The organism is Paenibacillus sp. FSL P2-0089 (assembly GCF_038595095.1).
Taxonomy (GTDB): domain Bacteria; phylum Bacillota; class Bacilli; order Paenibacillales; family Paenibacillaceae; genus Paenibacillus_AQ; species Paenibacillus_AQ silagei.
In genome coordinates, this window is record NZ_CP152006.1 from 5,966,579 (window position 1) to 5,991,844 (window position 25,266).

General features: G+C 53.2%; 25 protein-coding genes. 6 read left to right on the forward strand and 19 right to left on the reverse strand.

Annotated elements, in window-relative coordinates; genetic code table 11:
* Nucleotides 1-173: 173 nt before the first annotated feature.
* From uvrC to NST69_RS25035, 3 genes are all read right to left on the reverse strand, one after another.
* The gene (gene uvrC / locus NST69_RS25025; protein ID WP_340938334.1) at nt 174-2,222 is read right to left on the reverse strand and encodes an excinuclease ABC subunit UvrC; all 2,049 of its coding nucleotides are present in this window, start codon (nt 2,220-2,222) and stop codon (nt 174-176) included.
* A 178-nt stretch (nt 2,223-2,400) separates the two neighbouring features.
* Entirely contained in the window at nt 2,401-2,718 is a 318-nt protein-coding gene (gene trxA / locus NST69_RS25030; protein ID WP_036701616.1) for a thioredoxin, read from the reverse strand.
* 240 nt (nt 2,719-2,958) lie between these two features.
* On the reverse strand, nt 2,959-3,405 hold the full coding sequence (locus NST69_RS25035; protein WP_342547445.1) for a GNAT family N-acetyltransferase: 447 nt from the start codon (nt 3,403-3,405) through the stop codon (nt 2,959-2,961).
* A gap of 197 nt (nt 3,406-3,602) precedes the next feature.
* On the opposite strand from NST69_RS25035, the gene NST69_RS25040 reads away from it, so the two are divergent.
* Nucleotides 3,603-3,764 (forward strand): YqzM family protein, encoded by a 162-nt coding sequence (locus tag NST69_RS25040; protein ID WP_143803803.1) that lies wholly within the window; start codon nt 3,603-3,605, stop codon nt 3,762-3,764.
* Between the two features lie 207 nt (nt 3,765-3,971).
* Complete coding sequence (locus NST69_RS25045) at nt 3,972-5,345, forward strand: glycoside hydrolase family 43 protein (RefSeq protein ID WP_342547446.1); 1,374 nt, start codon at nt 3,972-3,974, stop codon at nt 5,343-5,345.
* Between the two features lie 126 nt (nt 5,346-5,471).
* Here NST69_RS25045 and dnaI read toward each other — a convergent pair whose 3' ends face one another.
* The 3 genes from dnaI to NST69_RS25060 form a co-directional block, all read right to left on the reverse strand.
* Nucleotides 5,472-6,431, reverse strand: coding sequence for a primosomal protein DnaI (gene dnaI, locus NST69_RS25050; RefSeq protein WP_340950433.1), 960 nt, complete (start codon nt 6,429-6,431; stop codon nt 5,472-5,474).
* 18 nt (nt 6,432-6,449) lie between these two features.
* A complete protein-coding gene (locus NST69_RS25055; protein WP_076081645.1) occupies nt 6,450-8,000 on the reverse strand; it encodes a DnaD domain protein in 1,551 nt (516 codons plus the stop codon).
* 181 nt (nt 8,001-8,181) lie between these two features.
* Nucleotides 8,182-8,478: a YuiB family protein gene (locus NST69_RS25060; protein WP_036721959.1), complete on the reverse strand. Its 297-nt coding sequence runs from the start codon at nt 8,476-8,478 to the stop codon at nt 8,182-8,184.
* Between the two features lie 268 nt (nt 8,479-8,746).
* Between NST69_RS25060 and hemQ the strand changes: the two genes are divergently transcribed.
* Nucleotides 8,747-9,505, forward strand: a complete 759-nt coding sequence (hemQ, locus tag NST69_RS25065) for a hydrogen peroxide-dependent heme synthase (protein WP_340950431.1) — start codon at nt 8,747-8,749, stop codon at nt 9,503-9,505.
* A 158-nt stretch (nt 9,506-9,663) separates the two neighbouring features.
* Here the strand turns inward: hemQ and NST69_RS25070 are convergent, their stop codons facing one another.
* Complete coding sequence (locus NST69_RS25070; RefSeq protein ID WP_342547447.1) at nt 9,664-9,960, reverse strand: hypothetical protein; 297 nt, start codon at nt 9,958-9,960, stop codon at nt 9,664-9,666.
* Nucleotide 9,961: 1 nt separating this feature from the next.
* Nucleotides 9,962-11,155: an NAD(P)/FAD-dependent oxidoreductase gene (locus tag NST69_RS25075; RefSeq protein ID WP_036701637.1), complete on the reverse strand. Its 1,194-nt coding sequence runs from the start codon at nt 11,153-11,155 to the stop codon at nt 9,962-9,964.
* 325 nt (nt 11,156-11,480) lie between these two features.
* Between NST69_RS25075 and NST69_RS25080 the strand changes: the two genes are divergently transcribed.
* Complete coding sequence (locus tag NST69_RS25080) at nt 11,481-12,455, forward strand: NAD(P)/FAD-dependent oxidoreductase (protein ID WP_342550220.1); 975 nt, start codon at nt 11,481-11,483, stop codon at nt 12,453-12,455.
* Nucleotides 12,456-12,587: 132 nt separating this feature from the next.
* Here the strand turns inward: NST69_RS25080 and sda are convergent, their stop codons facing one another.
* Both sda and NST69_RS25090 read right to left on the reverse strand, forming a co-directional pair.
* Nucleotides 12,588-12,731 (reverse strand): sporulation histidine kinase inhibitor Sda, encoded by a 144-nt coding sequence (sda, locus tag NST69_RS25085; RefSeq protein ID WP_036721967.1) that lies wholly within the window; start codon nt 12,729-12,731, stop codon nt 12,588-12,590.
* 327 nt (nt 12,732-13,058) lie between these two features.
* The gene (locus NST69_RS25090) at nt 13,059-13,721 is read right to left on the reverse strand and encodes a YheC/YheD family protein (protein WP_036721970.1); all 663 of its coding nucleotides are present in this window, start codon (nt 13,719-13,721) and stop codon (nt 13,059-13,061) included.
* A 199-nt stretch (nt 13,722-13,920) separates the two neighbouring features.
* On the opposite strand from NST69_RS25090, the gene NST69_RS25095 reads away from it, so the two are divergent.
* Nucleotides 13,921-14,130 carry a hypothetical protein gene (locus NST69_RS25095; RefSeq protein ID WP_036701644.1) on the forward strand — a complete coding sequence of 70 codons (210 nt, stop codon included), beginning with the start codon at nt 13,921-13,923 and terminating at the stop codon, nt 14,128-14,130.
* 342 nt (nt 14,131-14,472) lie between these two features.
* Nucleotides 14,473-17,268, forward strand: a complete 2,796-nt coding sequence (locus NST69_RS25100) for an O-antigen ligase family protein (RefSeq protein WP_342547448.1) — start codon at nt 14,473-14,475, stop codon at nt 17,266-17,268.
* A 441-nt stretch (nt 17,269-17,709) separates the two neighbouring features.
* Here NST69_RS25100 and NST69_RS25105 read toward each other — a convergent pair whose 3' ends face one another.
* The 9 genes from NST69_RS25105 to NST69_RS25145 all read right to left on the reverse strand — a co-directional run bounded on the left by NST69_RS25105 (nt 17,710) and on the right by NST69_RS25145 (nt 25,265).
* Nucleotides 17,710-18,261: a GNAT family N-acetyltransferase gene (locus NST69_RS25105; RefSeq protein ID WP_342547449.1), complete on the reverse strand. Its 552-nt coding sequence runs from the start codon at nt 18,259-18,261 to the stop codon at nt 17,710-17,712.
* Nucleotides 18,262-18,284: 23 nt separating this feature from the next.
* Nucleotides 18,285-18,764 (reverse strand): DinB family protein, encoded by a 480-nt coding sequence (locus tag NST69_RS25110; RefSeq protein ID WP_342547450.1) that lies wholly within the window; start codon nt 18,762-18,764, stop codon nt 18,285-18,287.
* Between the two features lie 122 nt (nt 18,765-18,886).
* On the reverse strand, nt 18,887-19,660 hold the full coding sequence (locus tag NST69_RS25115; protein ID WP_339250914.1) for a VOC family protein: 774 nt from the start codon (nt 19,658-19,660) through the stop codon (nt 18,887-18,889).
* Nucleotides 19,660-20,469 (reverse strand): pyrroline-5-carboxylate reductase, encoded by an 810-nt coding sequence (gene proC / locus NST69_RS25120; RefSeq protein ID WP_342547452.1) that lies wholly within the window; start codon nt 20,467-20,469, stop codon nt 19,660-19,662. The genes NST69_RS25115 and proC overlap by 1 nt, the downstream gene beginning before the upstream one ends.
* Before the next feature lie 22 nt (nt 20,470-20,491).
* Nucleotides 20,492-21,325, reverse strand: a complete 834-nt coding sequence (locus NST69_RS25125) for a MetQ/NlpA family ABC transporter substrate-binding protein (RefSeq protein ID WP_339250918.1) — start codon at nt 21,323-21,325, stop codon at nt 20,492-20,494.
* Nucleotides 21,326-21,337: 12 nt separating this feature from the next.
* Nucleotides 21,338-22,357, reverse strand: coding sequence for a uroporphyrinogen decarboxylase family protein (locus NST69_RS25130; protein ID WP_339250920.1), 1,020 nt, complete (start codon nt 22,355-22,357; stop codon nt 21,338-21,340).
* A gap of 27 nt (nt 22,358-22,384) precedes the next feature.
* Nucleotides 22,385-23,044, reverse strand: coding sequence for a methionine ABC transporter permease (locus NST69_RS25135; RefSeq protein ID WP_036721991.1), 660 nt, complete (start codon nt 23,042-23,044; stop codon nt 22,385-22,387).
* Nucleotides 23,019-24,062 carry a methionine ABC transporter ATP-binding protein gene (locus NST69_RS25140; protein WP_339250923.1) on the reverse strand — a complete coding sequence of 348 codons (1,044 nt, stop codon included), beginning with the start codon at nt 24,060-24,062 and terminating at the stop codon, nt 23,019-23,021. The genes NST69_RS25135 and NST69_RS25140 overlap by 26 nt, the downstream gene beginning before the upstream one ends.
* Before the next feature lie 42 nt (nt 24,063-24,104).
* Nucleotides 24,105-25,265, reverse strand: a complete 1,161-nt coding sequence (locus tag NST69_RS25145; protein WP_339250925.1) for an amidohydrolase — start codon at nt 25,263-25,265, stop codon at nt 24,105-24,107.
* Nucleotide 25,266 lies beyond the last annotated feature (1 nt).

The window sequence follows — 25,266 nt, forward strand, 5'->3', positions numbered from 1 at the left end:
CAGCGACAGATTACGGAACTTCACCCCATTTGCGCATTATGTTCGGTTTTCCGCACACATTGGCCTTCCGGGAATGTAGCGGGATTTCTGAGAATACCATCCATTCCTGACCACAACCAAAGAAGCCGGCCCATATGGGGCCGGCCTCTGTTCCGTTACCGTTCAACTCTACTTTAGATTGACGGCTCCTCATCCTTCAGCGCCTCCAGAATCTGACCGGCCAGCTTCTCGCCGATGGACAGCACCTTGAAATCCTCGATGGAGGCTTCCTTGATCTTCTTGAGTGACCCGAAATGCTTCAGCAGCAGCTTCCGGCGCTTATCCCCGATGCCCGGAATCGAATCGAGCTTCGAGGTGACCATTGACTTGCCGCGCTGCTCCCGGTGGAACGTGATCGCGAAGCGGTGAACCTCATCCTGGATACGCTGCAGCAGGTAGAACTCCTGGCTGTCTCTGGCGAGCGAGACCGGCTCGGCGGAGTCGCCGACCAGCAGCTGGGCGGTTCTGTGCTTGTCATCCTTGACCAGACCGCAGACGGGAATGAATAACCCCAGCTCATTCTGCAGAATATCGATCGCCGAAGAGATCTGGCCTTTGCCTCCATCGACTACGATCAGATCCGGCTGCGGCAGATTCTCCTTCAGCACCCGTTCATAACGCCGCCGGATCACCTCGCGCATCGTCTCATAATCATCCGGCCCCTGTACGGTGCGGACCTTATACTTACGGTACTCTTTGCGGGCGGGCTTGCCATCGATGAAAACCACCATGGCCGAGACCGGATTGGCCCCCTGGATATTCGAGTTATCGAACGCTTCGATCCGGTTCAGCGAGTCCAGCCCCAGGCTCTGCCCCAGACTGCTGGCCGCGCCGGAGGTGCGCTCCTCGTCCCGCTCGATCAGGCGGAACTTCTCATTCAGCGCGACCCGGCTGTTCTGGCAGGCCATGCCGATCATCTGCTTCTTCAGCCCGCGCTGCGGCACCAGCACCTTAATGCCCAGCCATTCCTGCAGGGCGGCTGCGCCTCCGGCCGCATCTACGGTCCCTTCGGCAGCCGCCTCCTGCTCTGCCTGCTCCTGCACAGCTTCGGCAGCCGTGGAGAGATCAGCCGCAAGCATCTGACCAGCGGCGTCCAGCTCGCGCAACTCCTCTCCGGCCTCCGTCTCGTCCTCTGCGCCCAAGGCAGCCATCAGCGCCTGTCCGCTCGGCATTCCTACAGCCTCCGGTCCGCCGCTTCCCTGACCAGCGGCGCTGCCTGCTTCCGGCGGAAGCATTCCGGCGCTGGCCATATCCGGCAGCAGGATTTCCTGCGGCAGCGCGGGATTGTCGCTGTAATACTGCGTCACATAAGACATGAAGTCACTGTACGCCTCTCCGTAGAACGGAAAAGCCGACGAGTGGCGCTGAATCATTTTCCCTTGCCGCATGTACAGGATCTGCACACACATCCAGCCCTTGTCTACCGCATAGCCGAAGACGTCGCGGTCCTTGGTATCGGCCGTATTGATCTTCTGCTTCTCCATCACGGCATCGATATGCTGGATCTGGTCGCGCAGCTCCTTGGCCCGCTCGAAGTACAGCTCCTCCGCCGCCTCCTGCATCTTCTTCTGCAGATCCTTCTTCACCGCATCATGCCCTCCGCCAAGGAACGAGGAGATGTTCTGAATAATCTCCTCATAGGCTGACTTCGGCACTTCCTTCTCGCACGGAGCCAGGCATTGGCCCATGTGGTAGTACAGGCAGACCTCCTTCGGCATTACCCCGCATTTGCGCAGCGGATACATCCGGTCCAGCAGCTTCTTCGTCTGCTGGGCGGCGTAGCTGTTCGGATATGGTCCGAAATATTTCGCTTTATCTTTCAGCACCCGGCGGGTAACCTCCAGGCGCGGATGGGCTTCGTTCGTGATTTTCAGATAAGGAAAGGTCTTGTCATCCTTCAGCAGCACGTTGTAGCGCGGCATATGCTTCTTGATCAGATTGCACTCCAGAATGAGTGCTTCCATGTTGCTCGACGTCACGATATATTCGAAATCAACAATATTGGCGACCAGCCGCTGCGTCTTCCCGTTGTGACTGCCGGTAAAATAAGAGCGTACACGGTTCTTCAGCACTTTGGCCTTGCCGACATAGATGATCGTACCCTCTTGATTCTTCATCAGATAGCAGCCGGGCAGATCAGGCAGCAGCGCAAGCTTGTTGCGGATATTATCCATATAATCCATAAGTTCTCCCCCACCTGTTACTACACGGTTATAAGGTAAGTTTAGAATAGAATGTACTACACATTCAAGCCTTAATATAGAACATCCGTTTCTATAGGACAGACAAAGCGCCTTCGGTAATCCGAAGGCGCTTTGTCTGAAGGGCCGCATGGCCCTGGTTACAGCAGGTTATAATCCATTATTGATGCTTGGCTACGATATTCTTAAGGGAGTCCTTGGAGTTCAGTCCTACGACTTTGTCGACAGGCTGGCCGTCTTTGAAGAAGATCAGAGTAGGAATACTCATTACTCCAAAACGGGAAGCTGTCTCAGGATTCTCATCGACATTCAATTTAGCAATCTTCACATCGTCACCCAGCTCGGTGGACAATTCCTCGAGAATTGGGGCAAGCATTTTGCAAGGGCCGCACCAAGGTGCCCAGAAATCTACTACTACAGTACCTTGACCTTCCACTTCATTCACGAAGGATTGGTCAGACACGTTCACGATAGCCATGATATTGTTCCTCCTTAGATAAGTTTTGTGAGCTTAAGCTGTACGAAATAACTTCCGCTCCTATAGCCTGAGCCAAGTCCGCAGAATTTACTCCGAGATCATAGCGGGATAAAATGCTTCATGTAATATGATAACCAGATTATCATTTACCGACACATCCACAGTATAACATAAATACAATGCATTTGTTATATATTTCGAGAAATTATATTGCATAAAATTAATTTGTCTTTTAGCGGTTTAGACTTTGTCCCTGAGATTCAGCTTCATCGTCCACGAGGTACCGGCTGTCCCCACATACTCGAAGCCGAGCTTGTGATATAACCGGACGGCCGCCTGATTCTCCGGATCAACGCTGAGCGAAAGTGACGGGTATCCATCGGACACGGCTTGCTGTATGATGCCCTCCATAAGCCTGATTCCCAATCCCTGCTGCCTGTAGTCAGACCGAATAGCAATGCCTAACTCCGGGGTTGTGGCATCCACAAATCCGTAGCCCTGGTTCGTCTCGTCAAACAGCCTGTACCAGGCAGCACCTGCGGGCTGATTATCCACCAGTGCGATTACCGCCCTGTCGCCTTGTCTCCCCCAATGTTCGTTGTACTTCGCAATCCCCGGGGAATTCAGCAGCTTACTTCTGGGAGGCTTACCTTGTTCAATATGAATGGACTCATAATGCATATCCATAAGAAAATCATACTCCTGCGGTTCCATAGGTCTTATATTTAGCATAGAATCACCCTTTTGGCATACGATCTTATCTTTACAACTTCCCTGCATCTTCGTATACTTGAAGAAAGCGCATTAATTGTCAATGACTTCTCTCACATGTATAACTGTAACCCACTTCATGCAGTCATGCAACAGCAAGGAGGAAGAAGCGAATGGACGTCAATGTCAACGCACAGGTCCGTGACCCGCGGGAGCATATCAATGAGGAGCCCCGCAACGATCTCGGTGATCTGATGGCTGGTTTCTTCGGGATGACCGGCTTCATGACCGTGGTCTTCTTCGGAATGGTAATCATCAAGTATTTGTCCGAATAGCTGCTTAGGTGCAGTGTCCGGTATTCTTCGCCCAGGCCTGGGCGGGATGCCGGATTTTTTTGCGTTCATTTTGCGATCCGTCAAGTGCCGTTAAAAATAACATAAATTTACAATTTAATAAAAAGAAAACACATTTTTGTTTCACAGGAGCCGTGTTACTCTGTATGCGAAAGCGCTCTTATACCCTATTTTGAGGAGGAAAGAAGAATGAAAAAGCTTGTCAGCCTTGCTGTCGCAGGCTTGTTGGCATCGGCGCTGTATTCCCCGGTATCGTTCGCTGACAACCCTGTTGTACAGACCATCTACACGGCAGACCCGGCCCCGCTTGTATACAATGATACGGTCTACCTGTACACCGGACATGACGAAGACAACTCGACCTACTATACGATGAATAATTGGAGGGTCTACTCCTCCAAGGACATGGCGAACTGGACCGATCACGGGTCACCGCTATCCTACAAGGCGTTCAGCTGGTCGAGCGGAGAAGCTTGGGCCAGCCAGGTGATTGAGCGCAACGGCAAATTCTACTTTTATGTCACGGCAAAAAGCACTTCGCTCGGACGGCCCGCCATCGGCGTCGCCGTTTCTAACAGCCCGACCGGCCCGTTCGTGGACGCTATCGGCAAACCGCTCGTCTCCAGCAGCTGGGGCGACATCGATCCTACGGTATATGTAGACAGTGACGGCCAGGCCTATCTCTACTGGGGGAATCCGACACTGAAGTATGTGAAGCTGAACCCGGATATGATCTCCTACAACCAGAGCACAGGGATTGTCCAGGTACCTATGACCACAGACAGCTTCGGTGTGCGAAACGGCAATGCTGACAGACCAACCCTCTACGAAGAAGGACCCTGGTTCTACAAACGCGGCAGCTTATACTACATGGTCTACGCCGCAAGCGGTATTCCAGAGAATATCGCCTATTCCACCAGCTCTTCGCCTACCGGCCCATGGAAGTACAGAGGGATCATTATGCCCACCCAAGGCGGGAGTTTCACGAATCACCCGGGCATCATCGACTTCAAAGGGCGCTCTTATTTCTTTTATCACAATGGCGCGCTGCCTGGCGGGGGCGGCTTTACCCGGTCAGTGGGGGTAGAGCAATTCACCTACAACGCAGACGGAAGCTTCCCGGTCATCAACATGACAACCGCCGGGCCGCAGCCCATCGCCACCCTTAACCCCTATGTCAGAACGCAAGCCGAGACCAGTGCATGGGCGGCCGGGGTAGAGACCGAGACCACCTCAGATACGGACGGGGGAATGAATGTCGGCTTCATAGATCACGGCGATTATCTCAAAATCAAAAATGTGAACTTCGGCGCCGGAGCCGCAGCCTTCGAGGCCCGGGTAGCGTCAGCAGGCAGCGGCGGTAATATTGAGCTGCGGCTGGACAGTCCGACAGGAACGCTGGTCGGCACCTGTGCAGTGCAGAATACAGGGGGCTGGCAGAGCTGGGTGACCAAGACCTGCACGGTCAGCGGAGCAAGCGGGACTCATGACCTTTACCTGAAATTCACAGGCGGCAGCGGATACTTGTTCAATATCAACTGGTGGAAATTCAACGCCAGCTAAATCTAAGCGCAGGCAAACAGGGGACCCCGGCCAGATGCTGGCGTGGTCCCCTATTTTAAAATATAGAATTTATAGGTTTCACCCGATAACTTATCCGAAGCCGTTTCCGCTTGTATTAATAAAAATTCAGTCTCTGGCCCTGCCACGCTGGTTCTCCCCATGCAGCGGAATCACCTCTACGAACGGGGCAATCCGGTCCATCAGCCGCTGACCCTTGTAGAGCTCTTCCCCGTCCTTGCTGGTGATGCTCAGATGCTTCTCCAGCCCGTCCAGCGGATAATTCGAGGTATAGAAGGTCGGCTTGCGGTTCATCCGGTAGTTCAGGATCGCTCCGAGCACATGGTCACGCGCCCAGGGATTGAGATTCTCGGCGCCGATGTCATCGAAGATGAGCAGATCACAATTCTTCATCGTATCGACCATTTCCTTCAGCTTCTGGTTGTCCATCATGATCAGCTTCAGTTCCTCGATGAAATCCGGCATATAGACAATCACGCCGCTGTAGCCCGAGATAGCCAGCTCATGGAGCAGATAGCACATCAGGAAGGTTTTGCCGGTCCCGAAGCTGCCCTGCAAATAGATACCCCGCGAAGTCAGGCCCTCTGCCCGCACAGTTGCTATATAGTCAAATATCTTGTTCACGGCTGAGGCCCGCCGGGGGTCCTTGCCCATAATATCCATCTCATCATATCCGCCGTTCAGCACCCGCTCATCCACATAGAAGCTGCGAATCCGCTTGCGGACATTATCCTGATTATCCTGTGCAATCTTCAGCTTGCACGGTGTCTTGCGTTCGTACAGATCCGTTACACCATTAACCGTCTCTACAGTAAGCTTGCTGTAATGCCCCTGGAAATCATTCGGGCAAGCCGCCAGGCCGGGGCAGTTCTTGCAATGCCGGTCCTCTTCGACATACTGGTATAGCCGGCTCAAGTGCAGCCGCAGCCGGGACTCGTCCAGCTCGGGATGCTCCGCCTGAAGCTCCTTGACCAGGGGATGGTTCAGCAGGGTCTGCTCCAGGTCACGGGAGCGCTGGCGCAGAGCGGGGTTGTTCATCGAACGCAGCACTTCGCCCATGGACTCCATCGCTGCACCTCACTTTCTTCAGGGCGTTCTCAGAACGCCTTTTTTCTTGCTGGCCTTGATCTCGGCCGCTTTCTTCATCATCGCCGCGAATTCCTCTTCCGATACGGTTCCGGCGCTGCCGTCATCAAGCACAATCGGAATCTCCTGCTTGCCGGACCGCCCGCCGCTCTTCGTATACGAACGCTGGCGGGCTCCCGCAGTGCCTGTGCCGGAGGAGGCGGAAGCCGCCCCCTTGCCCTTCACCTTCGACTGGTCACGGATATAGCGCACGGCCTTCTCGTAAGTATTCACCTGCTTCACCAGCATATTGGAGGCAATCGCCTCCACGAAGTTGCGGTTCATCCGCTGATCGCCGCCGGAGGCCACCATCGTCATCAGATAATGGATCAGGACATTGATCACTTCGCCGCTGAGCTTATAGTTCAGATCAATCTTCTCGAAGATATCCATCAGCTGGCCCGGAACTGCCCCCGGGAAGAACGTCTGTAGGAGCCGTGTATAAGGCTCGTTGCGCAGCATCATATTATATTGGTGAATGTCGCATTTGGACAGAAATTGCGGAGGCACTTCTACATAGAACTCCATTTCGACAGCCTGCTCCACCGGCACTGCGGAGGGATCACTCTCTTCCTCAGCGGCGGATCGCAGCGACACTACCTTGGCGGCAGCAATCTCTCTTTTCTCCTGACGCTTCCTATCCTGACGGAAATGCTGGCTTGCCTTGTACTGCAGCGTATCCAGAATCACCTCTCCGTCCGGCGTGAAGACATCATCCTCATCCAGCAGACGGCATACATCCTGCGGGCCAAGCTCGTATTTGCGGGCCACATAATTAATGACACCCATCTGGTTATGGTCAAAACGCAGCTTCTCAACATGCGCACGGTTCACCGATTCACGCGGGAAGCGCAGGATAATATCGCTGTAGGCTATATTCGGCTCAACCGCCTGAGTGGTGCCGGGCTGACGCACGGAGGCTACCTCGGCCAGCGCCTGCTCCAGCTCATAGTCGATCACATGGGTATTCAGCTCAAAAATATCATAAAAGGGCAGTGATATATTCTCTTTCCCGAGCGACCGCCCGCTCCATTCCTCCGGTTCCCGGTGCCAGAACTGCTCACGCAGCGACAGCACAGCGAACTTGCCGATCTTATCCCGGAGCAGCAGCGTCAGATGCTGGGTTGCAAAGAAATCAGCCGGCGACAGCGGCGGCATTAACTCGTATTCGTACATATAATCATCATTCTCCGCGGCATACAGCCGGCAGGTCTGCAGCAGTCCCACCGCCTCCAGCCGGGAAGCCTGGTCTACCATATATTTACGGCCCTTCTCGTTGGGTTCAACGCCCAGGGTCATAAAGAGCCTGCGCTGCTGCTCCACACCGGAGTAACCGATAGATTCAGCCGGAATATGCTCGAACAGCAATCTGTACAGGCTGATGGCGAACGCGCCTACCATTGGCTGATAGACTGAGCCCAGCATACGTCCATCCAGCTGGCTTAGACCGAATTCGCGGGACACGCAGTACCGGTGATGTTCAGTGAAATGATGCAGGTTGCTCATACGCATCTGCGGATACCTCCCCCTCTTCTATACGAATTCATATAGATTTCTATTCTATCACAAAACACCCGGCCGAAAATGTAAAATAAAGATGAATCCTTGGCTCTTCTGGCGGAAAAAGAAAAAAACGGCTCCCCCCATTACAGGAGATTAGCCGTTTCTTGTTGTACCGCCCTTCAGGCAGCGCTTAGAACATCTTGTATCCGCCCAGCCGCAGCTTCTGAATGGTCCAGCCGCTCAGCACCGCTCCGGCAAGACCGGCTACCCCGGTAAGATAATCCACAATGTGGAAGGTAGAGAGGTGCTCCCATAAGGACATCGCGCTCCGGTCCCAGATGGAGTAGACCACCACCGGAAGAATGACAATGACGAACAGATAGGCAGGGAACCAGGTAGTCTTCATCAGCATGTTAAGAATGAAGCCAATGCCGAACATCATCACAAAGAATAAAACGGCCAGAACAAACACCGGAATAAAGCCCATCGTACCGCCATCCCCTCTCTCTATAAAGAACCGCACACCTAAGCTTATATAATAGTAAGTTTACTAGAAAAAATGTAGCGAAGCAATGAACATTATCGCGCTCAATACCGGAATTCGCGTGAATGGGGGCCTTGGCGTTTGCTCTCTGCCGCCCGCTGCGCTACAATGCAAATAGCACCCGACCTATGTTCATACATATTTAAGGTATGCGGACCAAGAAGATTTTACGCGAGGATATTCCACCGATAACCTATAAGGAGTGAACAACTTGAACGAAGCCGCTTTGACACTGGAAGGCTGGTATGCGCTGCATGACTTCCGCTCACTGAACTGGACAGCCTGGACGGCAGCCGATGACGAGGAACGGGCAGTGGCCCTGGAGGAGCTGCATGCCTTCATGCAGGAGTGGGGACCTGTCGAGGAAGCGAAGGAGGGCAGCACTGCTGTCTATTCCATCGTGGGCCAGAAGGCTGATTTCGTGATGATGTTTCTGAGAGAGAGTCTGGAGGCGCTGAATGCGCTGGAGACCGCTTTTAACAAAATCGCCTTTGCCCAATATACTACGAAGGCTTATTCCTATGTAAGCATCGTTGAGCTCAGCAACTACGCCGCAGGAGGAAATGCCGGTGACGGCAGCGATCCGATGCTGAACCCGCATGTCGCTGCCCGGCTGAAGCCTGTACTGCCGCAAATGAAGCATATCTGCTTCTACCCGATGAACAAGAAGCGTGAGCTTGCCGACAACTGGTACATGCTGGATATGGAGAAACGCCGGGAGCTGATGTATTCGCACGGCCTGATCGGACGCAGCTATGCCGGCAAGGTGAAGCAGATCATCACCGGCTCCGTCGGCTTCGATGACTGGGAGTGGGGCGTGACTCTGTTCGCCGAGGATGCCCTGCAGTTCAAGAAGCTCGTCTACGAGATGCGCTTCGATGAAGTCAGCGCCCGCTACGGAGAGTTCGGCCCCTTCTATGTCGGCAACCTGCTGAACGAAGAATCGTTCGAGGAGATGCTGAAGCTGTAACAGCATAAACGCAAATAGACCGCCCCCTCTAGCAAAGGTATGCGGTCTATTTCTTGACTACTTTTCCGAAAGCCGCCGCCCTTAAAAGCGGCTATTGCACCCGAGAGCCGTGTTGCAAGCACGGCTCTCTTTGCATTGTACGTCTTTTCTACTTCCACTTATGCCGAAGGTTCCTTATCGTCCTCTTCGTCTTCGTCTTCGTCTTCGTCTTCGTCTTCGTCCCCGTCACGCAGGCTCTCCAGGTATTCCGCTGTCGCCCGGTCACGCGCGCGTCCCTTATCCTTCAGGCGTTCGATGGCCGGAAGAATGAGAATATCGATTTCCTTCTGGATATTGTAGGCCAGATCATACCGCGTCTGATCCTCCAGATAAGAGCCTACCTCAATCAGAGCATTATAGCGGTCGAGCTCCTCGCGCGTCAGCAGTCCGCGTACTTGCACGCTGCAGTGGCGCATCTTAGAGGAATCTTCCTTTTTTGAGCACGAGCGGGATGCCGCCGATGATGAGCAGGTAGCGCATATCGACAACCTTCTTCAGCTGCGCTGCCTTCCAGCCTTTGTAGGTCTTCTCGCCGACTACGGCAATTCCCTGGCCCTTGCCAAGTGAAGCTACGGTTCCCTTGTTGCTGAAGGCGAATTTCTTCGGCTGCTGGCTGCGGATGGCCGCTACGAGATTATGCGCACAGCATTCTCCCTGCTGCATAGCAATCTGTGCCGTCGGCGGGTAAGGACGCCCTTCCGGATTAATCATGAGGGAGCCGTCACCTATGATGAAGATGTTCTCATGTCCCGGAGCCCGCAGATATTCGTCTACCTTCACCCGTCCGCGCATCGCTTCGAAGCCGGCAGCCTCGATCAGACGGTTCCCGCGGATACCGCCGGTCCATACAATGGTGGAAGCCTTGATCTCTTCACCCGTGGCCAGAATCACGCCGCCAGGCAGGCATTCCTTGATCGCTACGCCCATCTTGAAGGTTACCCCCTTCTTGGTGAGTACGGTCATGGCATGCTCAACCAGCTCAGGCGCGAACCCCGGCAGAGCCGTAGGCGCAGCTTCTATATTATAGATGTTGACCATGCTTGGATCGACATCAAATTCTTTGCATAGTGCAGGAATCCGGTCAGCCAGCTCCGCAACAAATTCAATCCCGCTGAAGCCCGCGCCGCCAATGACGAAGTTGATATGCTCCTGTGCATTATTCTCATTCTTGTATTTGGCGAACTGGTACTGGATATGCTCCCGGATCAGCCGCACAGAGTTGATGCTGCGGATGGTCAGCGCATATTTGTCGAGTCCCGGAATCCCGAACGTTTCAGGCTCACCGCCAAGGGCAATCACAAGGTAATCATACGAGAGCGTTCCGTCCTCCAGAATAACCTTCTTCTGCTGGGTGCGAATCTCTTGCACCGAGGATTTGACAAGATCGATCTTGAACTCATCGATTAATTTGGAGATAGACACGCGTGTATGCTCGATGCTGTCCGTGCCCGCTGCAGGCATATGCAGATGGGTCGTGAAATAGTGATATTCATGGCGGTTAACCAGGGTTACATCGGCTTCATTATAATTCAAAGCTTTCTGCAGCCGCTGGGCGGTCAAAATCCCTCCATACCCCGCGCCTAGAATAACGATTTTGGGAATACTGCTCATGTTCCGGCTCCTTCCAACAGGTGAATCTGTCTATGTGTTATTTTTTGTAAAAAAATCAGGTTTCTTTTGTGAATTTATACACTTAAATTCAGAAGAATTTCCAATAAAACTTAAAGGATTTCTAAAATAACCATATCCATTGTAAACCTTAGTATCGTTTTAATCAAATATAATCATACAACAAAATGTCACACTTTTTCTTTGAAATCAAGGCCTTTGCAGGCAGGTGAGACTATGTTTATAATGAGTAGGTACGCTTGTATGGCAAATTGAAACTATCAACTCGGAGGTGTAATATTACGTGACATTAGAGCAAACCGTTCCTATGAGCGATCTGCTGATTATAGGCGGAGGACCAGCCGGTATGTTTGCCGCTTTTTACGGCGGTATGCGCCAGGCTTCAGTAACCCTTATTGAGAGTATGCCCCAACTCGGAGGGCAGCTTGCTGCTCTGTATCCTGAGAAATATATTTACGATGTCGCCGGCTTCCCCAAAATTACCGCACAGGAGCTGGTGGACAACCTGTCCCGGCAGATGGAGCTGTTCCAGTCCGATATCCGTCTGGAGGAGAAGGTCGTATCGGTTGTGAAGCAGGGTGAGCGCCATTTCACCGTCACCACCGACAAGGCTGAATATCACAGCAAAGCCATTATCATCACGGCAGGCGTAGGCGCATTTGAGCCGCGGCGTCTGGAGGTACCGGATGCACAGCGCTTCGAGAAAGCCAACCTGCATTATTTCGTAAATGATCTGAATGCTTATAAGGATAAAAAGGTGCTGATCAGCGGCGGCGGCGATTCCGCTGTGGACTGGGCGCTGATGCTGGAGCCGATCGCTGAACAGGTAACCCTGATTCACCGCCGCGATAAATTCCGTGCGCATGAGCATAGTGTAGAGAATCTGATGGCCTCTAAGGTAAATGTGATTACGCCGTCCGAGATCACTGAGCTTCACGGTGAAGAATTCATTACCAAGGTCACCTTGTCCCATATCAAGACCAAGGAAACTCAAGAAATCGCAGTAGACAGCGTTATTGTCAATTTCGGCTTTGTCTCCTCTCTGGGCCCGATTGCCGAGTGGGGAATCGACATTGAGGGCAACTCCATTGTAGTTGACTCCCGCATGGAGACCAGCATTCCGGGAATCTTCGCCGCTGGCGATATCACGACTTATCCGGGTAAGCTGAAGCTGATCGCTGTAGGATTCGGAGAAGCGCCGACAGCAGTCAATAACGCCAAGGTATATATTGATCCGGATGCGAAGCTGTCTCCGGGACACAGCAGTAATCTTAAGCTCTAGGTTGTCTATAACCTTATAGCCATAATAAAAGGGTATCCTTTCAGGTTGATTCCACCTCAACTTGAAAAGATACCCTATTCCTTGATGCTTGCGGTTTAAAGAAGTCCAATGCTGCAGGATGTGCTCTGATCTTTAATGCAGAACCGCATGGTCTGGAGAGTGTAAGTTCCGTTTGCGAATTTCAGCGAGAAGCAGGGCGATGAAATCATGCTCCAAATGCAGCTCTATCGCTCTGTGATAAGAGTCAAGCAGCATCTCATCCGACAATTCAACCATAACGTTCACCTACCTTTCCTTTATTTGGATCTGAATCTATCATAGCAAACTATCATTTTTCGAACAAGCGTTCTCATTATCCACAAGCTGCTGTGGAAATCCTGTGTATAATATGTGAGTAAGGGTTATAATGTCAGCAATTGCGCAGTGGACTATGGGGATAACAGTTATGCACAGGGCTGAAACCTGACATCTCCACACAAAAACTTTTTTAGAATGTTCATAATTGGCTGGGATATTTCTTGTTTTATTACCTCTGAATCTAAACAACTAAACGCAATATTATCCTATTACTGTATTTATCGTCAAATATAAAAATTTTATTAATCATTTAGGTCTTGTATTTACTTCCAGAATCCAAATCTTCCCCCGATGATCTACAGCATAGTCGAAGCCCAGTTCACCGATCCCCGGGAAATGCCGCTCCAGCAGCTCGGTACAGATTAGGGTCAGCCTGCGCATTTCCGCCTTTTTGGATGAGGTCCCCACTCTTGGCAATGATCTTCGCAGTCCCTGGCGGCAGCTGAGCATCGTACCTCCTTTGCAGAGATTCGTAACGAACAATCCCGGCCGGGCGACTCTCCCTACCATAGATCGGAACTCCCAGTGCTCGCCGTTCTTCACTACTTTGACCCGGTAATCAATCGGACGCCCGGAGATCCGTGCAAGGGAAATTCCCTGCTGGATCAAATATTTCCGTTTCACCTTGAATCTGTCCAGTGCCTGGCGCATGGAAGTAAAGTCTCCATAGATACGTGTGCTCTGCATATACGTGAAGCCATACCCCCTATGATCCCGGAACACCTTGATGACACCATATCCTCCTCCGCCTACAACCGGCTTGATGACAACATTGCCGTATCTTCCAAGCATCGCGGACAATCCGGCAGCACTATATTCCCGCGTTCTCGGAATGTAACCGGCAACCCGTGAATCGCTAAGCAGCGCCGCCGTCTTCAGCAGCTTGCTTGCCAGTTCTCTCCCCGCCATTATTTGCCCTCTCCTTTCGCATTCCCAGCCTACCCTATAGATTACTCACGAAAGGCCGTGCCCTCCTGTATGATTGTCCGTGGTATAGCAGGCCACAGCAAAAAAGGGCATATGGCTGCGGGGCCTTATGTCCCTGATTCATTTGACTGGAAAATCATTAAAATTCGTTGTATTATTGCCTGAAAGGGAGGGTTTCCTAATGGCTGAGTTTTTTGAAATCCTGTATTGGTTTGCGATGATCGGCATGTCTGTTGTACTGGCAGGAACGACAATACTCGTCTGTGCGCTTGGCTTCAAATTCATCAAGGACCGGCGCAGAGTGCTCGGTGCCGGCTGCATCGCCTTTTCCCTGGGGGCCTCCGCCCTGATCGTGTTCATGATTAACCTGAAATTTATTATCCCCGCCTGAAGCTTGTTCCCGGCAGCAGTGGCCCAGGAAGCGGATTGCGCGTTCCCCTGCCGTCATTGCTGCCTTCGGGCGGAACTCTTAAACGTCCATTCTTACATGATTCATAGATTCGCTCCGTTACCTTATTCTATGAAAACTGCAGCAGGCCGGCCTGTGCAGACAGACTGCTTCATTCGCTGAGCAGGTTCCGGCCTATTCCCCACTTTTTCGTTCCCTCCCTCTCCTGCAAGACACTCCAATCTTTGAAATTTCCGTTCAGACAACAACTTTTTCACTTTATATCCGTAATATGTATGTGCAATAAATTGGAAGACCTACTATTTTGAAAAAGGAGATTCTATCGTGTCGAAACCTGTGTACGGAAAACAGGCGGCTTCTGTCAAAGCTACGGACAAGCTTTCAGGGGCAGCTTGGATGATTTGCGCTGCGTTCCTGCTGTTCCTGGGCTGGGCCGCTTTTCAGATCGGATTGTTCAACGGAATGAGGGCGGAGTTCGAGAAGCCTATCTATGTAGCTGCATTGGTGAGCGGGCTTCTGATGCTGGCCTCTGCGATCCTGTATCTCAGAACCTTCAAGCTGGAGAGTCAGCGTGACCTGCTCACTGCAGCGGCCATTCTGCTTCCCGTAACCTATGCCCTGTCGCTATTCGGCGCAGCTTCCCGTTACTCGGCTATGAACATGCTGTTCACCCAGTTCACCTATGCCGCAGTCTTCATCATCAGCATCCTTCTGCTCCGGCACAAGCGGCTCAATTCCGCCGTCCAGCATGGCGTGCTTACCCTCGCTTACTTAATCGTAGGCTTTGGACTGCTCAACTGGCTCGGAAGCTGGAAGCTGGCTGGCAGCCTGGTGGGCTGGTTCTCAGAGACCGTAATTAACGGCAGGTATAACGATGCAGTTATGACTGATTCGAACGGCCTGCGCCTGACTTCCATTTTTCAGTATGCCAATACATATGCAGCCTTCCTGATGGCGTTTCTGTTCGTGGCCGTCTTCGCGCTGATCCGCTCCCGCAAATGGGCCGGACAGCTGTTGCACGGCTTCATGCTGGTGCCAATCATTGTCTCGCTGCTGCTTACCTTATCCCGTGGCGGACTCGTGCTGCTGCCGGTAGTATTCATCCTCCTGCTGCTCTTCCTGAAGCCTGTGCAGCAGATTCTGTGGATTGTCCATCTTGCGATTGCCGGCCTATTCTCTCTGCTGATTACCAGCCCGGTCACACGGCTGGGCCTGGAGCTGAATACGGAGTTCACCTCGTCCTCTGCCCTTAAAGGCTGGGGCTATCTGCTGGGAGCATCTGCCTGTGCAGGCGTGCTCTGTCTGGTGGTTCAGCGTTACCTGGCACCTTATCTGAGCCGCAAGCTTAACAGACTAGAATCACGCCGCATGAGCGGATTGTGGATTCCAGCCGTCTCTGTGGCTGGCGTCGCGATCATCGCCTTCCTGTTCATCGGCACCAGCGCGCGTAATATTCTCCCGGCGAATATCGGAACACGGCTGGAGAATATCAACTTCAGGCAGCACAGTGTCCTGGAGCGTTTTACCTTTTACGAGGATGCCATGAAGGTCGTCAAGGATTACCCGGTACTGGGCGCGGGCGGCGGCGGCTGGGCTACACTCTATGAGCATTATCAGAACAACCCTTATCTGAGCCGCCAGGCGCATAACTTTTTCCTGCAATATCTGATTGAAGTCGGCATTGTCGGCTTTCTGGTGTTCATGGGCTTCATTCTATTCATCTTCTACAAGTTCAGCAGAGGATATCTGAAACGGGAGACCGATGACTATAACAACGGATTCTTCTATCTCATTATCGCCTTGTCCATTCTCGTTCACAGCCTGCTGGATTTCAACCTCAGTTATGCGTTCATGGGGATGCTCGTCTTCCTCTCTCTGGGGGGAATGGCTGTGGCCATGGAGAGCAAGCCGCTCCGCTTTACGTGGAACAAGCTGTGGATCAGGGCTGGCTATTTCACAGTACTCGGAGTCGGCACAGGCTACCTGCTCTTCCTGTCTCTAGGGTACATCCGGTCAAGCTCTGAGGCTTATGCCGCCAAGAAGCTGATCCAAGTGAGCCAGTCCTATGAGGAGATCAAGGCTCCTTTGGTAAAAGCACTCAACATCCGCCCCTACCACCCCGAATCCGCTATGTACTTGTCCTTGCTGGATCAGAAGGTGTATGAGCAGACCAAGAACGAGCAGTTCCTGGACGAGGCCTATGCGGTATTGACCCGTGCGCTGAAGGATGAGCCGTCCAACAAAGAGCTGCTGACCCAGCTCGCAGGCTACTATGACCTGAAGAGCGAGAGCGATGCCGCCTATCATGTCTACCTGGACAACGCGGACAAGTTCATGTGGGATATCAACTGGTATGCCCAGTTCATCAGCCGGGCTTCACTCCTTGGACAGCAAGCTTATTCCAAGCAGGATGAAGCCGGGCAACAGACGTATTTCGCTTCCGCACTTGCTGCCTACAGACATGTAACGGACGGTATAGCGCATCTAAAAAGCCTCCCTCCCGAGCAGCTTCAGGGCCGTGAATTCTTCGTTACACCTACGATCGGCCTGAACATAGGGAGAGTACACCTCCTGTCGGGAGACAAGGATGCGGCGGCCGCTGCTGTGAAGCAGGGCTTCGTTGGCGGATACGAGGATCTGACCGACAGCGAAAGCCTGTGGACGACCGCCTGGTACAGCGGAGTGATTGCCCGGTCGCAGGAGCTGGGAGCCGCAGCCCTGAAGCGGTCGCAGGAAGCGGCGGCCGAGGGCAAGCTGGAGCTCAAGGACCAGGAGACGCTTAACAAGCAGCGGTATTTCAAAACCGGCTTGGATGCGTATACTTACGCCATTGCAGACCGGGATGCGAAGCAGCAGGATGTCACCGTCACACCGGAACTGCTGCTGAATACCGCGAAGATCCAGTACATGTCGCAGGACATGCAGGCCGCAGAAGCCACACTGAAGCAAGGTCTCAGTGAGGACTACAGCAACCCTGTCAACCGTGAGCTTGCCCGGTGGCTGCTGGCCGTTCAACAGAGACTGCAAAGCGCCCAGGATCAGGCGGTCTATCAGAAGCTGATCGCTGCTGATCCGGAAGAAGCGGCGAGGATTAATGAAGTGGCGGGAATGCCGCTGTAACCGCATAGTATCACTTATCCCTTAATTAACAACAAAGAGAGCGCCTGCCTGCGGCAGTGCGCTTTTTGCTGTGTACGGGGGCTGAGCCGCTATGTTATGTCCATTGGCAACTGACAACTGCGCTCCCATGTGCCTCCTTATTTTTGCTAGTAGACCATCAGAATTAAACAAGTGATTTCATTCCATAAATGTGGTAAGGAATGAAGCCGTGTTCGTAGCGAAAAAACTGGGATAAGTGTATTCTGCGCAACTAAAAACAGTGAAACGGGTGAACTTCCTCTTCTAATTGTAGTCTGTACAACTAAATTTGCCCGGATGGGCGAAAATCCAGGTATAGGGGCATTTTAATTGCACGAACTACATCTAAACTGAGATTTGGCGGCACATCGGACGATTTAGTTGTACGAATTGCAATTAAGCCTGCAGCTGCACCCTTCAACCCTACAGCCCGGCACGCGGGCGCAGCCCCTTATACTCCTCCTCCAGAATCGAATATTGGTAGGAGTCCATCCACTTCTCTTTATGATACATATGCCCTCTAAGATGCCCTTCGTATGTCATGCCAAGCTTCTGCATTACACGCGCGGAGCCGATATTCTCGGGGCGGCAGGTCGCATAGATCCGGTGAAGCTCCAGCTTATGAAAGCCCAAGTCCAGCGGTGCAGCGGCAGCCTCAGTAGCATATCCCTGTCCCCAGTACAGCCTGTTGTAGCAATAGCCGATCTCCCCTTGCCCTGTTCCGGTAATATGCAGGCCGCAGCCGCCGATCAGCAGCCCGTTCTCCTTCAGAACTACCGCATACTCGAAGCCCTGGCGCGGCTCCTCCTGCTGCAATATCAGCGTATGGCGGATATATTCGCCGGTATCCTCCAGAGAATTGGGCCCCCAGATCGAATGCGTTACTACTGCCGGATCAGATGCATACTCGTGTACCTGCCCTATATCCTCTGGAGTGAACTCTCTGATGATCAGACGTCTGGTCTCAAATTCCATATCTCTGCGGCCTCCTTACGCTTCTATTTGTCGAACAACCCTCTGCCAATCAAATTAGCTGTCACCGGCGGCTTGCCGATCTCCCGCGCCCATACCGAGAGCTGGCCGATATGATGGATCTCATGGGCGATCACATGCCGCATCACTTCCCCGTAGGGATGGGGCTCGCGTTCCCCTTCATCCGTAATATCAACCATAATCCGGTCTTCCAGCTCATCCGACCAGCCGTAGACAAACGGAGCCAGCTCCGCATGGCAGCGGGCGGAGAAATCCTGCACAAGCTCCAGGCTGGCGATTTCCCCGAATGCTGGAATTTCAATGGCTCTCTCCTGAATGCCGCCGCAGATCCAGCCGTATTCAACCGCTACAATGTGATACAACGTGGGCAGGATATAGCCTAAGCCCCCGGCGCGCGGCTTCATCAATTCGTCCCTGTCCACCCCGCTGCACCAGTTGAACCAATCCTGGCGCACTTGCCAGTTATACTCAAATAGCTTCTGCATCCGCTGCCTCCATTCTCCATATATTCCCTTACTCCATTCTTGTGTCACACTTTAACATAAAACAGGACAGGCCCGCTACCGCTAATTGCGGCAACAGCCTGTCCCCTAAGCTTGTCCTGCATTTATTCAAACACGTACTCGCCTTCGCCAACAGTCAGCGTCTGTCCCTTCAGTTGAGGGGAGTTCGTGCGGAACACGATCCGGCTGAGCCGGTTCTCCTCCCCTGGCGTGAATTCAAACGTCTGGTCTCCGGCCTTAAGGCTGTAGCTGCCATCCGAACCATCCGCAGATGCGCTCACCGGAAGACCAAACAGTTCACTCCAGTGGCTGGCGGCAGCGGCCGGATCGCTGACCCGGAAGCCTGCACTGACGACCTCCACCTGGCCTGCAGGGTGAGGACGGTTGATTCCCGCACTGTTCAGACTAGCCAGCCGCTGCTCATCCCTCTCGTTCCACTGAATAATGAACGGATAGGGCAGTCCCTGGAAGTCACCGTCAATGGTCATCATCCGCCACTCGATCCACCGGCCCTGATCATCCAGACGGCGGCCGTCAATGACCGGCGACAATAACAACCCCGCTTGCCTCAGGGTTGCCTCAACAGCTTCAATATCATCCGTGCGCAGCACCACCCGGCTAAGCACTTCATGCTCCGGCAAAAGCGTGACGGCATCCCGCACCACCACATTATGCTTGGTCGCCCGTGCCAGCTCCAGGTTCTCGATGCCGAGGAACTCCAGGTAGGTGAGCCCGAAATAACTGAGGGCGTTATACGTTCCCCAATCCTTATGCGATCCGCCCCGGAAGGCTGTTAGTCCATGCTCCGCGAAGAGCTGAACCGGCTGGTCCAGATCATTCACATAATGTACAAGGTGATCCCATTTCAGTACGGCCATTACTTCTTCACTCCCAGCTCCGTGGTCCTCTTCACCGCGACCAGTACACTCCGCTGCAATCCGGCAGCGAAATCACTGTTGTTCAGCTCATACAAGCCGTGCATACCGACGCCGCCAGGCGAGTTGTTGATATCCAGCAGTTGTCTTGGATGCAGTCCGGTCTGTTGCAGCATAGCCACCGCTCCCAGCATATTTTCCAGCGCCACCTTCCAGGCTTGCTCCCGCGGCAGTCCGGCAAGAACTCCGGCATCCGTGAAAGACTCAATGAAATAATAGATGTAGTTCGGTCCGGCTACCCCGAAGCCTGTGAAAATATCAATATAGGATTCCTCCAGAACCTGCACCTTGCCGAAGCCCAGCAGAAATGCTTCTACCTGCTCCAGAGAAGCGGCAGCATTCAGAGCTACACCGCTGTATCCATAACCGGTATCGGTCAAGGTATTCGGGATCACGCGGACAATCGGACGTTCTGCTCCGAAATAATCTCCAAGCTGGGCAATCGTTACCCCCGCTACAATCGATACAATGACCGCAGACGGTGAGGCAGATTGCTGGATCAGAGTTCCAAGTGCAGCCAAATTATCCTGCGGACGAACAGCGATAACGATCAGCTCTGCCCCGGAGAGGCCCTCTTCTTGCGTGCTCTCCGTGTTTACATTATATTTGGTTTTTAGAAGCTCAAGCCGGCCCTCATTAATATCTGACACACTGATCTGTCCGGCAGCCAGCGTGCCTCCTGCCAGGCAGGCCCGGATGATCGCTTCCGCCATCTGCCCGCCGCCAATGAAATGAATCTTGCCTTTTGACACTTCCATTCACTCCCTGATTAGATTAGTTATTGGCCCAAGCCTCCGGCAGAATGAACCCGGCATATTTCTCCTGTCCCAGGATGTATTCCTCGAACTCCTTGGATTCATACGCAGCCTTCAGATCCTTGGCCCACGGGGTATCCTGGTCCTTCTTGTTCACCGATACGATGATTCTGTGCTGCATAGGCGTATTCTCAATCTTCAGCGCATCTGTAATCTTGCGGTCGGGAGCGTTAGCGATATAATTCCCGTTCACTACACCATAATCAACGTCCTGCAGCGAGACCAGAATCTGTGCCGGGTCCAGCACTTTCAGGTCAATCTTGAACTTGTCCGGCTCCACGCTGTTGACATTGAAGTCCGCTACCCCGGCGCCCTCTTTGATCTTGACCCAACCCAGCTCCTCTAGAATCCGCAGCGCGCGCTCCTGATTAACCGGGTCGTTCGGAATCGCGACGGTAGTGCCGTCCTTCACATCGTCAAGCGTCGTGTGGTTAACCGAGTACAGCCCCTGCGGTGCACCTGGAACATAAGCAATGCCTACCATATCGGCGCCAATTTCCTTATTGATCGCATCCATATAGGCCGTACTCTGGAAGATACTCGCGTCAATCGAGCCTTCCTTCATGGCCGGGTTGACCTGCATATTCTGCGAGAAGGTTTTGATATCCACAGTATACCCTTTCCCTTCCAGGATCGGGAGAATGGATTGCCGGAACTGCTCCTCATACGTACCTACGCCGAATCCGACTGTGATTTCCTTTTTATCCCCGGAGCTTGCCGCTTCCTTATTGTTACCGCAAGCCGCCAGCACCGCCATCGAACTAATCAGTAGAACCGCCAGTAATTTTCTCATCACTCTCATCCCCTATCCTAATACTGTGTTTTTAAAATGCACTAATGCCTCGTCTGTAACCGTCAGCGGAATGGCGCAGTTGGGCGACAGAATAAACGGCTGCCCCTTCATCTTGGCCATGGCTTCCTTAGCCTGCTGTTCAATCTGCTCCAGATGATTTCCGGCAAACAGCCCGTGATCCACTCCGCCCACCTTCGTAGCCTTGAGATCGGCGTCCAGCCCGGGATTGCCTTCGGCTACCGTATCCCAGCTGATCCCGTCAATCCGGTAATCATTGAATTTCTCAGGCTGGGCATGAGCACCGCAGGTATGTAAAATATTCTTGCCATAGCTCGCCGCCTCCAGCACGATGGAATCATACGGTCTCGACAGCTCATCGAACATCGCTTCATCAAATAAGCCGGGGTGGGCTGTGCCTGTCACCGCATAGAACAGTCCATCTGATCCCGCCTGCCGCAGCTCCTGCACATAATCGGCCAAGGTTAAGGCAATCGCATGCAGGGCATGATGCGCAGCGGCACGGTGTTCCTTGAAGAGCGATTCCAGCGTCACCGGCTGCTCAATCCCGAATACGGTCTCCGTAACATAAGCAGAACGTCCTACTATGAACAGCAATACCGTGAGCGGTGAGAATACCGTCTGAATCAGCGGCGTATCCGGCAAGCCCTGGCGGATCTTCCTTACCGCCTCCAGATGCTCCAGCAGCGAAGGGGTTTGTGCGGCTTTTTTCACCTCAAGATCCCAGAGATTCGCGGCTGCCGGAACTGCCGTAGTCAGCTGTCTCGGAAATACCGTCCGGTAATCTGCGAAGTTATACTCATTTCCCCAGGCTTCCGCCAGATAGGTCGCTCTCGGGTTGATTTTCACCCAGTCCCAATCATATTTCTCCGTAAAAGAAATCGTAGACGACGCCAAGTCCTCAGCGTTCTGCTCCTTGTCAATAAAGTGGCGCCATCCGCTGATCATCGGCCGGTCCGCAAGTTCCCCGGATAAGATCGCCTGAAAACGCTCCTGCTTGCTCCATACACTCATCTGCCTATCCCCTTTGTCTCGTAATCTCTAGTAACGGCGAATCTTGCGCGCCAATGTGTTGCCCAGGGACTGAATACCCTGCACCAGAATGATCAGAATAATAACGGTAGCAACCATGACCACCTTGTCAAAACGCTGATATCCGTACACGATAGCCAAATCACCAACCCCACCGCCGCCTACGGTTCCGGCCATTGCGGTTGCCCCGATAAGCCCGATGGTCGCTGTGGTCAGGGAGAGGATCAGCGAGCCAATCGCTTCCGGCAGCAGGAAGTACCATATGACTTGTAACGGCGTAGCTCCCATTGCTTCCGCTGCCTCTAGAATACCCGGATTGACCTCCAGCAGAGAATTCTCCACCAGCCGTGCGATATAAGGTGCGATGTAGATAATCAGCGGAACAATCGCGGCACTGGTCCCAATCGAAGTATGAACAATTGCCCGTGTTACCGGAATGATAGCGACAAGTAAGATAATGAACGGAAGCGAACGGATAATGTTGATCAGCGGATTGAGCACCGTATAGAGCGCCTTATTCTCCAGTACCCCGCCTGGGCGGGTAATGACAAGCAGGATGCCAAGGGGGACCCCCAGAAGCGAACCTACAAAAAGCGACACGCCCACCATCTGAATCGTTTCAATAATTGCCTTCAGGAATTGCTCACTTGTGATCGATGTCGAGAACATAGGACTTCACCTCCTCTACCCGGACCTCATGCTGCTTCATGTAATTCAAGGCCGCTTCCATCTGTGCCGGATCACCTTGCAGTTGAACGATAATCGTACCGAGCGTCGTCTCTTGAATCTCTGTCGTATTCGCAAACAGAATGTTAACCTTGACGCCATAGGAGCGGATGATCTCATACAATACAGGCTCAGAAGCGCTCTCTCCGGCAAAATTCAGCTTATACACCCGGCTCCCCTGCTCAGTCTTCAGAGTTCTGCGGACGCTTGAGGTCATACTGTTCTGAATGACTGTTTTGACGAAATTCTGCGTCGTCTGATGCTTCGGTTCTCCGAACACATTCAGCACGCTGCCCTGCTCGATAATCCGTCCCTCTTCCATCACCGCTACCTTGTTGCAGATCTCCTGAATCACCGACATCTCATGCGTGATGATCATCACGGTGATGTTGTATTCCGCGTTGATCCGCTTGAGCAGCTGCAGGATGGACTGTGTCGTCTGCGGATCCAGAGCGGAAGTAGCTTCATCGCACAATAGTATGGAAGGGTTCGAGGCAAGCGCCCGGGCAATTCCAACCCGCTGCTTCTGTCCCCCTGACAGCTCGCTCGGATAGCTTCCAGCCTTGTCGCTTAGCCCGACGAATTCGAGCAGCTCCTCCACCCGCTTGCGGATTTCCGCCTTGCTCTTTTTCAGCAGAACGAGTGGAATGGCCACATTGTCGAACACCTTTTTGGACTCCAGCAGATTAAAATGCTGAAAAATCATGCCGATGTTTTTCTTGGCTGCCCGCAGCTCTTTGTCGCTGTACGCGCCCAGATCGTACCCGTCTACCAGCACCTGGCCCTCAGATGGCCGTTCCAGGTAATTGACCAGGCGGATTAACGTGCTTTTTCCGGCTCCGCTGTAGCCGATGACTCCGAAGATATCGCCCTTCTCCACCTTCAGGCTAATCCCCTTCAGCGCTTCTATCTTCACCTCTTTGCGGGTGAACGTCTTGTACACATTCCGTAGTTCAATCATAGTTGTTCCCCTCAATCATCTGGTAAATTTAGGATTCAGGATTCAAGTCTGCTGTTTCAGCTTCGCAAGCGCCTCTTCTGCCAGCAGGGCGAAATACTTAGCCGCCGGCAGGATGGCCGCCTCATCGACATCGAAACGGGGATGATGCAGCGCATGGTTCGGGCCGGTACCAATGTTCACAAAAGCACCCGGGATCTGCTGCAAATAATAGGCGAAATCTTCTCCGCCCATCTGCGGCGGAATATCATGTACCTCATAGCCTGATTGTGCCGCGACCTCTTTGGTGAAGTCTGTCCATCCTCCGTGATTGACCGTAGCGGGCGGGCCGGGATACCAGTGCAGCTTCGCCTCTGCTCCGGCTGCGGCTGCAATCCCTTCTATGATCCGCGTCATTTGGGCCGGGATGCTGCTGCGGATCTCTTCGTTATAGGTACGTACTGTACCTTCCAGCTCCACCTTCTCCGGCAGGACATTCCAGGTGAAGCCCCCGTTGATCCGGGTCACACTGAGCACGACCGGCTCTTGCGTGTTATTCAGGCGGCTGACTACGGTTTGCAGCATCGTAATGATCTGCGCGGCAGTCACAATGGTGTCTACCCCTTTCTCCGGTGTAGCGGCGTGAGCGCCGACCCCTTGCACCGTAATCTCAAAGCGGTCCACCCCCGCCGTTAAAGCTCCCGTTCTTGTGCCGAACGCCCCGTTAGGCAGGTCCGGTGAATTATGTAATCCGAAGATGGCCTCCACCCCGCTTAGCCCGCCGGATGCCAGTACATCCTCCGCACCGTGTCCCGTCTCTTCAGCCGGCTGGAACAGGATTCTGACCTTGCCCGGCAGTTCATGCTCACGCTGCTTCAGCAGGCTGGCCGCGCCCAGGATGACAGCGGTGTGGAAGTCATGGCCGCAGGCATGCATGGCTCCCGGAATCTCTGATGCGAACGGCAGGCCCGTCTGCTCCTCAATCGGCAGGGCATCGATATCGCAACGGATCGCTACTATGCTGCCATCACCTTTCCCCACCTCTGCGATCAGCCCGGTCTTCAGAGGAAGGTCCAGCACACGTATTCCCGCTTCATTCAGCCATTTACGCAGCTTCTCCGTGGTTCTGTACTCCTGATTGCTAAGCTCCGGTTCACGGTGCAGGTTCCTCCGCACTTCGGTTAGCCGGGCTGCCAGTGCTTCTTCCGTCTCATGCTGTGGTCTCATA